Origin of the sequence: Streptomyces sp. NPDC020731, assembly GCF_044334705.1 — a bacterium.
Classification (GTDB): Bacteria; Actinomycetota; Actinomycetes; order Streptomycetales; family Streptomycetaceae; genus Streptomyces.
This window is the reverse complement of the sequence record NZ_JBIRTN010000011.1, coordinates 262,048-274,159: the sequence shown is the minus strand read 5'-3', so window position 1 is coordinate 274,159 and position 12,112 is coordinate 262,048. Positions and strand designations below refer to the sequence as shown.

The window sequence follows — 12,112 nt, the reverse complement described above, 5'->3', positions numbered from 1 at the left end:
AGGTCGTTGCCGAACGACGCGGTCTCCGAGGTGAAACGGTCACCGGTGAGCTGCATACCGTCACCCGAGTCCCCCGCGAACCTGATGATCACCCGGTCCAGCCGGCGGACCTCCGCCGCGCCGGGTGCCCGGCGCGCCGATGCTCCCGTGGACACCATGTCGGGGCCTCTTCTCTACTCGCTCGCGGGCACCTTCGAGAGCCGGATGCTGGCAGCACCCACTGACCGGGCGCTGACGACGGGCTGGGCGAAGGGAGCCGACCGCGGCTCGAGGTACGGGGTCAGTGCGGTGTCAGCGACGTGTCCGTCGGCCCGGTTAGCCTGCGCCTGCCGTTCAACAGCCCGGTGAGGCATGGACGCGCGCTCTCCACCTGTCTTTCCTCGGCTCCTCGCCCGGGGACGTATCGAGAGGGCTACGAATGCACGAACTCCAGCAACTGGCGATCCGGGCCGGAACGGAGCTGGAAGAGGCACCGGCGCTGGAGATCCTGCGCTGGGCCGTGGACACCTTCGGCTCACGGCTGTGCGTCACGTCCTCGATGGAGGACGCCGTGGTGGCGCATCTCGCCGCGCGGGTGGCACCGGGAGTGGACGTCGTCTTCCTCGACACCGGCTATCACTTCCCCGAGACCATCGGTACCCGGGACGCGGTGGAAGCCGTCCTGGACGTCAACCTCATCACCCTGCTGCCCCGGCAGACGGTGGCCGAGCAGGACGCCGAGTACGGGCCGGAGCTGCACCGCCGCGACCCCGACCGGTGCTGCGACCTGCGCAAGGTCCAACCGCTGGAGGAAGGGCTGGCCCGGTACGACGCCTGGGTCACCGGACTGCGCCGGTTCGACTCGCCGCAGCGCGCCGGAACACCGGTGGTCGACTGGGACGCCGGGCGGCGGAAGGTGAAGGTCTCGCCCATCGCCCGGTGGACCCGCGAGGACGTGGACATGTACATCGCCGAACACGGAGTGCTGGTCAACCCATTGCTCTCGGACGGCTACGGCTCAGTGGGCTGTGCTCCCTGCACCCGGCGGCTGCTCCCGGGCGAGGACGCCCGGGCCGGCCGCTGGACCGGGCGCGCCAAGACGGAATGCGGGCTCCACACATGACGACCGAGACAGACATCCCCGTACGGCATCTGGAAGCACTCGAATCCGAGGCGGTGCACATCTTCCGTGAGGTGGCGGGCGAGTTGGAGCGCCCCGTCATCCTGTTCTCCGGCGGCAAGGACTCCATCCTCATGCTGCACCTGGCGCTGAAGGCGTTCGCGCCGGCGCCGCTGCCGTTCTCGCTGCTGCACGTCGACACCGGGCACAACTTCCCCGAGGTCCTCGACTACCGCGACCGGACGGTCGCCGAGCACGGGCTGCGGCTGCACGTGGCCTCCGTGCAGGACCACATCGACCGCGGTCTCCTCAAGGAGCGCCCCGACGGCACCCGCAACCCCCTGCAGACCGCGCCGCTCGTCGAGGCGATCCACACCCACCGCTTCGACGCGGTGTTCGGCGGCGGACGCCGGGACGAGGAGAAGGCCCGCGCCAAGGAACGGGTGTTCAGCCTCCGGGACGAGTTCGGCGGCTGGGACCCGCGCCGGCAGCGGCCGGAGCTGTGGCAGCTGTACAACGGCCGGCACGCCCCCGGCGAACACGTACGGGTGTTCCCGCTGTCCAACTGGACCGAGTTGGACGTGTGGCAGTACATCGCCCGCATGAAGATCGAGGTCCCCTCCATCTACTACGCGCACGAACGCGAGGTCTTCCTGCGCGGCGGCATGTGGCTGACCGCGGGGGACTGGGGCGGGCCGAAGGACGGGGAGCCGGTGGAGACCCGGACCGTGCGCTACCGCACGGTCGGCGACATGTCCTGCACGGGCGCGGTGGAGTCCGGCGCCGCCGATCCGTACGCGGTGATCGAGGAGATCGCGGCGTCACGGCTCACCGAGCGGGGTGCCACCCGGGCGGACGACCGGATGTCGGAAGCCGCGATGGAGGACCGCAAGCGCGAGGGATACTTCTGATGACACTGGGCACCGAGCACCACTCCACCGCCGGACACCACTCCACCCTGCTGCGGTTCGCCACCGCCGGCTCCGTCGACGACGGCAAGTCCACCCTGGTGGGCAGGATGCTGCACGACTCCAAGTCACTGCTGGCCGACCAGCTGGAGGCCGTCGAGCGCGCCTCCCGCTCACGTGGTCAGGAGGTCCCCGACCTGGCGCTGCTCACCGACGGGCTGCGCGCCGAACGCGAGCAGGGCATCACCATCGACGTGGCGTACCGCTACTTCGCCACCGCCCGGCGCAGCTTCATCCTGGCCGACACCCCGGGGCACGTGCAGTACACCCGGAACATGGTCACCGGGGCGTCCACCGCGGAACTGGTGATCGTCCTCGTCGACGCCCGGCACGGCGTGGTCGAGCAGACCCGCCGGCACGCCGCGGTCGCCGCCCTGCTGCGGGTGCCCCACGTGGTCCTCGCGGTCAACAAGATGGACCTGGTCGGCCACGCCGAGTCCGTCTTCGCGGACATCGCCGACGAGTTCACCGGTTTCGCGCAGGAGCTCGGCGTCCCCACGGTGACCGCCGTCCCCATGTCGGCGCTCAACGGTGACAACGTGGTCGCGCCCTCGGCGCACATGGACTGGTACGGCGGCCCCACCATGCTGGAGCACCTGGAGACCGTCCGGGTCACGGCCGAACCGGCCCACGCCCCGGGCCGCTTCCCGGTCCAGTACGTCATCCGGCCGCAGACCGCCGAACACCCCGACTACCGTGGCTACGCCGGGCTGGTCGCCGCCGGCAGCCTGCACGTCGGCCAGGACGTCGTCGTCCTGCCGTCGGGACGCCGGTCGGTCATCAGCGGCATCGACCTCCTGGGCGAGCGGGTCGAGTCGGCCCGCGCACCGCAGTCGGTGACCGTGCTGCTCGCCGACGACCTGGACGTCTCCCGCGGCGACCTGATCGCACCCGCCGGCTCCGCGCCCGCGGTGACCCAGGAGTTCGAGGCCACGGTCTGCCACCTGGTCGACCAGCCGCTGGTACCGGGCCGCAAGGTGCTGCTCAAGCACACCACCCGGACCGTGCAGGCGGTGGTGCGGGAGATCGAGAGCCGGGTGACGCTCGACCCGCTCAGCCGGCACCCCGCGCCCGGCCACCTGGTCGCCAACGACATCGGCCGGATCCGGGTCCGCACCGCCGAGCCGATCGCCCTGGACCCCTACGTCGTCTCCCGCCGTACCGGCTCGTTCCTGCTGATCGACCCGGCCGACGGCGCGACCCTGACCGCGGGCATGGCGGGCGAGTCCTTCGCGGCACGCGCCCCCGGAGGGCCCGGCGCATGAGCGGTGCAGTGCGCCTGCGCGCGGTCGTGGCGGGGCTGCTCGCCCTGGTCGTCGTCGCCGGCTGCGGTTACGGCTCCGAGCGGGTCGACACCGGCACCGAGGCCGTACCCACCGGTCCGAAGCTGTCCGTGGACGAGGTGCGGGTCGGCCACTTCCCCAACCTCACGCACGCCACCGCCCTGGTCGGCGTGCGTGAGGGGATCATCCAGCGGGAACTCGGCGGTACGAAACTGTCGGCGACCACGTTCGGCGCGGGCCCCGCCGCGGTCGAGGCACTGACCGCCGGCTCGATCGACCTCGCCTGGATCGGCCCGTCGCCGGCGATCAACAGCTTCATCCGGTCGGACGGGAGGAGCCTGCGCATCGTCGCCGGGGCCACCTCCGGCGGGGTCAGGCTCGTCGTCGACCCGGAGAAGATCAGGACGACGGCCGACGTCAAGGGCAGACGCATCGCCAGCCCGCAGCTCGGCAACACCCAGGACGTGGCCCTGCTCGACTGGATCGCCCGGCAGGGCTGGCACGTGGACCCGGCCTCCGGACGCGGTGACGTGTCCGTGGTGCGTACGGACAACAGACTGACGCCGTCCGCCTACAGGGCCGGCTCCATCGACGGGGCCTGGGTCCCGGAACCCACGGCCTCCCTGCTGGTCGCCGAGGGTGCGAAGGTGCTGCTGGACGAGGCGAGCCTGTGGCCGGACCAGAAGTTCGTGATCACCAACCTCGTGGTGTCGCAGCGCTTCCTGAAGGAGCACCGGGACGTCGTCGAGGCGGTCGTCCGCGGATCGGTGCGGACCAACGCGTGGATCGAGGCGCGACCCGGCCGGGCGAAGGACTCCGCGAACGCGGCGCTGAAGCAACTGACCGGGAAGGCGCTGCCGGACGAGATCATCGACGACGCCTGGCCGTCCCTCACGTTCACCGACGACCCCTTGGCCGACACCCTCGGCACCCAGGCCGAACACGCCGTCCGGGCCGGGCTGATGGAACGGCCCGACCTGCACGGCATCTACGACCTCGACACGCTCAACGGGATCCGCGCGGCCGACGGCCGGCCGCCCGCCGACGACGCCGGGCTCGGAGTGTCATGAGACGTGACAGCGCGCCGACCGCTGTTCCCGCACCCAGGAGTTGACCCCAGTGCATCCGACAACGATCACGGTGAAGGACGCTGCGTCCGGCGCGGCCGGCCTCGCACCCAGCACACCGGCCGTCCGTGTGGTCGGCGCCCACAAGTCCTTCGTACGGCCCGAAGGCGTCCAGACGGTCCTGCAGGACATCAGCATCGACGTCGCGCCGGGCGAGTTCATCTGCCTGCTCGGGGCCTCCGGTTGCGGCAAGTCCACCCTGCTGAACCTGGTGGCCGGGCTCGACGAGCCGACCTCGGGCCGCATCGAGGTCGCCGGCGGCCGGCCCGCCCTGATGTTCCAGGAACACGCGCTGTTCCCGTGGCTCACGGCCGGCAAGAACATCGAACTGGTGCTCAGACTGCGGGGCGTGCCCCGGCCCGAGCGACGGACGCGGGCGGAGGAACTGCTGACCCTGGTGCGGCTGCAGGACGCGTACGACAAGCGGGTCCACGAACTCTCCGGCGGCATGCGCCAGCGCGTCGCCCTGGCCCGGGCACTCGCGCAGGACTCCGACGTGCTGCTGATGGACGAGCCGTTCGCCGCGCTCGACGCCATCACCCGCGACGTCCTGCACGAGGAACTGACCCGGATCTGGCAGGAAACGGGGGTCTCCGTCCTGTTCGTCACGCACAACGTGCGCGAGGCGGTACGGCTGGCGCAGCGCGTCGTGCTGCTGTCGTGCCGGCCCGGCCGGATCGCCCGCGAGTGGTCCATCGGCATGCCCCAGCCGCGCCGCATCGAGGACCCCACGGTGGCCGAGCTGTCCGCCGAGATCACCGACCAGCTGCGGAAGGAGATCCGACGCCATGGGCGGCACTGACATCCGTACGGCGAAGCCGGCCGGCGCCGACGAGGAACTCGCCGGGCTGGAGGCGGGCCTGGACTCCCTGGACTCGGTGCCGGTGTCCCGGGTCCCGGTCCGGCAGGTGCTGCGGCAGAAGGTCGCGCCGCCGCTCCTGGGTGTCGCCGTCGTCCTGGCGGTGTGGCAACTGCTGCACGCCGGCGGGCTGGTGTCCGAGGACCGGCTGCCCGGCCCGGGTGCCGTCGGCGACAGTTTCCTCACGCTGTGGCGGCAGGGCACGCTCTTCGAGATCGTGTGGACCAGTCTGGAGCGGGGGCTGCTGGGTTTCCTGGCCGCGCTGGCCATCGGGACGCCGCTGGGGCTGGTCGTGGCCCGTGTGCCGTTCGTTCGCGCGGCTCTGGGGCCCGTGCTGTCCGGTCTGCAGTCCCTGCCGTCCGTCGCGTGGGTGCCGGCGGCGATCATGTGGTTCGGGCTGACCGACGCGGCGATGTACACGGTCATCCTGCTCGGGGCGGTGCCGTCGATCGCGGTGGGGCTGGTCTCGGGCATCGACCAGGTGCCGCCGCTGTACCTGCGGGCCGGGCGGACGATCGGGGCGACGGGGCTGCGCGGGGCGCGGTACATCGTGCTGCCGGCCGCGCTGCCGGGATATACGGCGGGGCTGAAGCAGGGGTGGGCGTTCTCGTGGCGGTCGCTGATGGCGACCGAGCTGATCGCCTCGTCGCCGGATCTGGGGGTCGGGCTGGGGCGCTACCTGGCGAACTCGCGGGAGGCGATCGATCTGCCCGGGGTGTTCTTCGGGATCCTGCTGATTCTCGCCGTGGGTGTTCTGATCGACCTGTTGGTCTTCAGCCCGCTGGAGCGCAGGGTGCTGCGCAGCCGCGGGTTGCGTTGAGCCCGGGGGCGGCCGCGGGGTCGTAGTTCACGGCGCGGGAGTGCGGTGCGAGGGTGCACTGTAGCCTGCGGCCGCCTTCGGTAACACCATGTACGGCCTTCGTCTTCTGCCCGCCCCGGCAGGCGACGGGGGCCGTACGTGCGCTGTGCGGGGACCCGGTGCGGAGGCTGGACGGGGGTGTTCGCGCGGCCCGGCGTCTGCGGGGCGCCTCCGCCGCTCCCGGCCGCGCTCGAGCGGGGGGACCCCCATCGCTCACCCGTGCCGCCCTGGGGGCACCTCCCAGGCCTTCAAGGCACTGGGGGAGGCACGACTTGCCCGCGGGAGCGGCGGCGGCACGACTGGAGCGGTGGCGGCGGCACGACTGCCCGTGGGAGCGGTGGCGACGGCCCGCGGTGGGCGTGTTCCGGGTGTGCGAAGGCGCCCACGGCTCACCGGGGGTGAGGCGTGGGCGCCGTTGGAGGGGGGTCAGGTCAGGTCGGACTCGTCGGCTCGGGTGACCCACTGGGCGAAGGTTTCCGAGTCGTCGGCCCGGCCGGCGCGGTACCTGCGGACCAGGCCCTCCACGAAGTCCGGGAGTTCGGTGGCGAGCACCTTCACCCCGCGGGGCTTGCGGCCGAAGGCCGCTTCGTCCTCCTGCGAGAGGGAGAGCGCGCCGCCCAGGTGGACCTGGAAGCCCTCCGTCTGGGTGCCGTCGGGGCCCGGGAGGAGCTGGCCCTTCAGGCCGATGTCCGCGACCTGCGTGCGCGCGCACGCGTTCGGGCAGCCGTTGAGGTTGATGGTGATGTCCGCCCGCTGGTCCCCGAGCCGCCGTTCCAGCTCGGTCACCAGCTCCGCCGCACGGGCCTTCGTCTCGACGATCGCGAGCTTGCAGTACTCGAGCCCGGTGCACGCCATGGTGGCCCGCCGCCAGGGCGAGGCGTCCACCCGCAGGTCGAGCGCCTCCAGGTCGCGCACCAGCGGCTCCGGGTCCGCCACGTCCAGCACCAGGACCTTCTGGTACGGCGTCAGCCGCACCCGGTCCGAACCGTGGGCCGCGGCGGCGTCCGCGAGCGCGGCCAGGCGGGTGCCGGAGACCCGGCCGACCACCGGCGCCGCACCGACGTAGTGCAGCCCGTCCCGCTGCTTGTGCACACCGATGTGGTCGACCGGCGAGGCGGGCAGCACCGGCGCCGGCCCGTCGGCCAGCCGCCGTCCGAGGTACTCCTTCTCCAGCACCTCCCGGAACCGCTCCACGCCCCAGTCGGCGACGAGGAACTTCATCCGGGCCCGGTTGCGCAGCCGCCGGTAGCCGTAGTCGCGGAACAGACCGACCACCCCCGCCCACACCTCGGGCACCTCGGACAGCGGCACCCAGGCTCCGGCCCGGTCCGCGAGCCGCGGGTTGGTCGACAGTCCGCCGCCCACCCACAGGTCGAACCCCGGTCCCAGCTCGGGGTGTTCGACACCGAGGAAGGAGACGTCGTGGATCTGGAAGGGCACGTCGGGCAGCCAGGACACGGAGGTCTTGAACTTGCGCGGCAGGTTGGACAGCGACGGGTCACCGATGAAGCGCTCGGTGATCTCCTGGATCGCGGGGGTGGCGTCCAGCACCTCGTCGGCGCTCACCCCGGCGACCGGGCTGCCCAGGATGACGCGCGGGCAGTCCCCGCAGGCCTCCGTGGTGGACAGCCCCACCGCCTCCAGCCGGCGCCAGATCTCGGGCACGTCCTCGATGCGGATCCAGTGGAACTGGATGTTCTGCCGGTCGGTGATGTCGGCGGTGTCCCGCCCGAACTCGGTGGACAGTGCCGCGATCTCGCGGAGCTGGGCGATGTTCAGCCCGCCCCCGTCGACGCGCACCCGGAGCATGAAGTACTCGTCGTCGAGCTCCTCCGGGGCGAGGGTCGCGGTGCGCCCGCCGTCGATGCCGGGCCGCCGCTGGGTGTAGAGCCCCCACCAGCGGAACCTGCCCCGCAGATCGTCCGGGTGAATGGAGGCGAAGCCCTCCCGCGCGTAGACCTTCTCGATGCGTTCCCGCACCAGCAGCGGATCCTCGGCCTGCTTGAACCGTTCGTTGGCGTTGAGCGGTTCCCGTTCGCCGAGTGCCCACTGGCCGTCGACGCGCTTGCGGTCCCGGGTCATTGCTCATCCCTCCCTCATCGGGCCGCTGACCGGCGAGATCATTCCCGACGGCAGCCAGTCGGCGCCGGACGCTCCGTGATGGTGTCCGCCCGTGCTCCCGCCGTCCGCGGAGATCATGGTTCCGGGAACGTAGGCGGTGGAGGCGGCGTAGAGCCGGGGCCGCGGTGCCGGCTGCTCGCCGCGGGCCCGCTGCCAGGCCTCGTATCCGCTGCCGGAGGGGTACTCGCCGGGCAGTCGCGCGGCCAGTGCCTCGGCGTACGCCATGGCCTCCTTCGTACGCGGTGTGAACCGCAGTGGTATCAACTGGCCGGCGCTCGGGGTCAGCACCGAACGGGCCAGCAGCCAGGGGGCGAGATAGACGCCCTGAGCGCGGGTCCTCCCGCTCTCCACGGCGTCGGCCACCGTCGTGGCCCCGGCCCACCCCGTGGTGACCAGCACCGGGCGGTCCTTGCCGGGCGCGGTGACGGTGACGCCCTCCTGCCGGGCCGCCGAGCGGACGGCGGCGGCGGCCTCCCTGCCGCGCGGCGAGTCGTCGGAGACCAGGCCCATGGAGGTGGTGTCGCGGTCGGCGAGGAAGCGGACCGTGGCGCGCAGCGCGGCGGCGTCCTCGGCGGTGAGCGCGTCGGACGGGCAGGCGGTGAGCGGCCGGTTCGCGCCGGCGATCAGCGCCCCGGCGGCCGACGCGGCGCACTCGGGTGCGTCGTCGGACGTCAGCGCCCTTGGTGTCGCCGGGCGTTCGTCCCCGGTGTCCACGGTCAGCGATCCCGTGTCGCCGCCCGCGGACACCCGCAGCGTGCTGCTGCCCTCGGGCAGGTCCACGGAGACCCAGGTCTGGGCGCTGCCGGACTGCCGCCGCCCCTCCCGCAGAGCGCCGGTGGCGGTTCCGGCCCTGGCGTCGGCCGCGCCGATCCCCACCAGGTTGCGGCCGGGACGGCCGGGCACCACGAGGACGCCCACCTGCTTGCCGCCCAGGTGCAGCGTCCGCAGCACCGGGGTTCCGGGCCGGGACGGCTTGTCGGCCACCGCGTTCGCGCCGTGGGCCGTGCCGTGCGCCGCCGTGCTCCGCGGCACGTTCCCCGGGCGCAGGGCCGCGCCCAGGACGAACGAGACCACCAGGACGCACAGGGCGCCGGAGGCGAAGAGGTAGAGGCGCGGCAGCGTCTTCCGTTGGACCAGGACCCCGACGCACACCAGCCCCACGACGGCGGCGAGTGCGAGCAGCGGCAGCGTCCCCCCGGCCGACGACTCCTGGACATGGGCCAGGTGCCCGCCGCCCGGGGGATTGGCGGCGGGCACCTGAGTTTCGGCGGACCCGGTCACTTCAGCACGCTGTCGCTGACGGTGAACAGGATCCCGTGCGGGCGGGCCGGTCCGGTGTCGCCGTGCGGCCACGACGTCCGGTCGAAGTCCACGCAGGGCTTGCCGGTGTTCTCGTCCCGGAACCGGGTGTCCTGGCGCAGCTTGCCCGACCCGCTGAGGTCGTACATGCACACCTCGTGGTTGCCGTCACCACTGAAGGAGCCGGCGATGAAGTAGTTCGAGGTGGCGATGCGGCTGACGCGCTCCGTCTCCTTGTAGAGGCCGCCGCGCACCTGCTTGAAGTTGTCCATGGCGCCCCAGTGCGGGCCGCCGTCGGTGGTGTCGCGGATCGGCATGGCGGAGGTCACCGCCGGGCAGTCCCGCTCCTTGCCGCCGCGGTAGGCCTCGTGGATCGAGTCGATGTCGCACTTGGGGTTGTCGCCCGCGGCCAGCAGCTTGCGGATGTCCAGCACGTAGACCATGCCGGTGGTCTTGTCCAGCGGCGCGCCGTACGGCGTCGACTGGCCCATGACCGTGTGGAACAGGTACCGGTCGTCGGGGCTGACCATCAGCCAGCTGCCCGCGTCGCCGGCGCCGGTGACGTCCCGGTCGGCACCTGCCTTGCGGTAGGCCGTGGTGTCGTCGAAGACCTCGCGCCACTTGGGGTTGGGCACCGTCACATCAGGCGCGTAGAAGATCGCTCCGCCCAGCATGGACGAGGCGAACGCGCCCTTGTGGTGCTTCTTGTGGGGCAGCGCCGGCTCCATGACGACCCGCGACTCGTGCCACATCTTCTGCTTCTCGCGCGCGGCGCGGGGTCCGTCGGGCATCTTGCTGACGGAGAGCAGCTCGGGGTCGTCGCGGTTGGTGATGTCCCAGACGCGGACCGTCTGGCGCGCGAGGCTCGACTGGTCGGGCAGCTTGGGGCTCAGGAAGTGGCGCGCCTCGACGAAGTCGCTCGCCACCATGATGTTGCGCTCTTCGCTGACCATGATGCCGTGCGGGTTGGCGCAGGTGGCCTTCTCCAGCTTCGGCACGTTGTCGCACTGCTCGGGGTCCTCGCCCTCGGCGAGGGCCGCGGGGATCTCGGCGATCGTCTGGCCGTTCTCGTCCATCCGGACGATCTCGCCGGGCGATCCCGCCGCGCCGTTGCCCACCCGGACCTCACCGTTGGTGTAGGTACAGGGGCCGGGCACGTCGGGTCCGCCGAGGTAGGTGGCGTACGCGGTGCCGTCGCGCAGCACCTGGAACGCGTCGGGCGCGGTGCCGCAGGGCGTGTCGACCGTCGAGTTCACGCCCGCCAGCTTCAGGGCCGGCAGCGCCTTGGTGTCGAAGACGAAGACGGTGTCCGACAGCAGGCCGCCCGCGAAGAGGCGGTCGCCCTTGTGCCACACGTACTGCATGTGGTGGGCCTCGTTGGACAGGCCCGGGCCGATGGTGACGGTGTTGACGACCTTGCCGTACGTCCGCGAGCCGCGGGTGGCGTCGACGACGGCGAGGAAGTCGGGCTTGGCGGGGTCCGCCGAACCGGCCCAGGTGAGCATCCACTCGCGCCCCGGCCCGCCGGCGGCGGGCAGCAGGTTGTTGGTGGCCGTGTAGGTGACGCCGTCGTTGCCGGTGAACTTCGACGTCGTCCGCTCGGGTTCGGGTGATGCGGTGGCGTTGCCGGACCCTGTCAGCAGGGCAGCGGTCAGGCCGGCCGCGGTGAGACAGACGGCCAGGCGGGATGTTCTGCCTGGCCGTCCGAGGCTGAATCGTCGCACGTCGCGGGTGCTCCTCTCGCGGAGCGGTGGTGGTGTCCGAACTGGCGCCGGTACCTTCCCAAAGCCCGCTGACGTGTCACTGACGCTGCGATCGGGCGCGACTTCCGGCCGATTTCCGGGAGTTCGGAAGCGCGCGGGCGGAGGTTCAGGAGTTGAGGAGCCAACCCGCGTCGCGCGCGATGCGGATGGCGTCGAGGCGGTTACGCGCGTCGAGTTTGGCGACGATGGTCGTCATGTAGTTGCGCACGGTGCCCGGTGAAAGGTGCAGGTGCTCGGCGATCTCGGCCGTCTCCGCCCCGGCCGCCGCGAGCCGGAGCACATCGGCCTCGCGCGCCGTGAGCGGGCTCGCCTGGCCCTCCCAGGCGGCCAGCGCCAGCTCCGGTGAGATGACGCGCTCGCCGGCCATGATCTGGCGTACGGCCTTGACGAGATGCTCCACCGGGGCGTTCTTGATGAGGTAGCCGTCCACCCGGACGTCCTGCGCGCGGCGCAGGACGTTGGGCGCGTCCAGCACCGTCAGCACCAGGATGCGGGAGTCGGGCAGTTGGTCGCGCAGCCGTTCGGCCGCGGTGAGTCCGTCGAGGCCGGGCATGTTGACGTCCACGATCACGAGGTCGGGACGAGTGCCCTTGGCCGCGTCGAGGACGTCCTCCCCGGAGCCGACCTCGGCCACCACCCGGATGTCGTCCTCCAGTTCGAGCAGCGCGGCCAACGCCTCCCGCACCATCTGCACATCCTCCGCCAAGAGAACACGTATCACACACATCCCCCCC

Annotated in this window: 10 protein-coding genes; 6 read left to right on the top strand and 4 right to left on the bottom strand. The window is 72.0% G+C overall.

What is annotated here, in order from left to right:
• The first annotated feature begins 418 nt into the window (after nt 1-418).
• Genes ACH4VX_RS19505 through ACH4VX_RS19480 form a run of 6 tightly spaced genes read left to right on the top strand, consistent with a single transcriptional unit; the run spans nt 419 to nt 6,156 of the window.
• Nucleotides 419-1,102, top strand: coding sequence for a phosphoadenylyl-sulfate reductase (locus ACH4VX_RS19505; protein WP_398368640.1), 684 nt, complete (start codon nt 419-421; stop codon nt 1,100-1,102).
• The gene (gene cysD / locus ACH4VX_RS19500; protein ID WP_398368639.1) at nt 1,099-2,010 is read left to right on the top strand and encodes a sulfate adenylyltransferase subunit CysD; all 912 of its coding nucleotides are present in this window, start codon (nt 1,099-1,101) and stop codon (nt 2,008-2,010) included. Before ACH4VX_RS19505 ends, cysD begins: the two co-directional genes overlap by 4 nt.
• Nucleotides 2,010-3,332, top strand: coding sequence for a sulfate adenylyltransferase subunit 1 (locus ACH4VX_RS19495; protein WP_398368638.1), 1,323 nt, complete (start codon nt 2,010-2,012; stop codon nt 3,330-3,332). Before cysD ends, ACH4VX_RS19495 begins: the two co-directional genes overlap by 1 nt.
• Nucleotides 3,329-4,420: an ABC transporter substrate-binding protein gene (locus tag ACH4VX_RS19490; RefSeq protein ID WP_398368637.1), complete on the top strand. Its 1,092-nt coding sequence runs from the start codon at nt 3,329-3,331 to the stop codon at nt 4,418-4,420. Before ACH4VX_RS19495 ends, ACH4VX_RS19490 begins: the two co-directional genes overlap by 4 nt.
• A 49-nt stretch (nt 4,421-4,469) precedes the next feature.
• A complete protein-coding gene (locus ACH4VX_RS19485; RefSeq protein WP_398368636.1) occupies nt 4,470-5,279 on the top strand; it encodes an ABC transporter ATP-binding protein in 810 nt (269 codons plus the stop codon).
• Nucleotides 5,266-6,156 carry an ABC transporter permease gene (locus tag ACH4VX_RS19480; protein WP_398368635.1) on the top strand — a complete coding sequence of 297 codons (891 nt, stop codon included), beginning with the start codon at nt 5,266-5,268 and terminating at the stop codon, nt 6,154-6,156. The genes ACH4VX_RS19485 and ACH4VX_RS19480 overlap by 14 nt, the downstream gene beginning before the upstream one ends.
• 465 nt (nt 6,157-6,621) lie before the next feature.
• Here ACH4VX_RS19480 and ACH4VX_RS19475 read toward each other — a convergent pair whose 3' ends face one another.
• From ACH4VX_RS19475 to ACH4VX_RS19460, 4 genes are all read right to left on the bottom strand, one after another.
• Entirely contained in the window at nt 6,622-8,277 is a 1,656-nt protein-coding gene (locus ACH4VX_RS19475; protein WP_398368634.1) for a nitrite/sulfite reductase, read from the bottom strand.
• Nucleotides 8,278-8,280: 3 nt separating this feature from the next.
• Nucleotides 8,281-9,597, bottom strand: a complete 1,317-nt coding sequence (locus ACH4VX_RS19470; RefSeq protein WP_398368633.1) for a hypothetical protein — start codon at nt 9,595-9,597, stop codon at nt 8,281-8,283.
• Entirely contained in the window at nt 9,594-11,339 is a 1,746-nt protein-coding gene (locus ACH4VX_RS19465) for a hypothetical protein (protein ID WP_398368632.1), read from the bottom strand. Before ACH4VX_RS19465 ends, ACH4VX_RS19470 begins: the two co-directional genes overlap by 4 nt.
• A 145-nt stretch (nt 11,340-11,484) precedes the next feature.
• Nucleotides 11,485-12,105 (bottom strand): response regulator, encoded by a 621-nt coding sequence (locus tag ACH4VX_RS19460; protein ID WP_398368631.1) that lies wholly within the window; start codon nt 12,103-12,105, stop codon nt 11,485-11,487.
• Nucleotides 12,106-12,112: the final 7 nt, after the last annotated feature.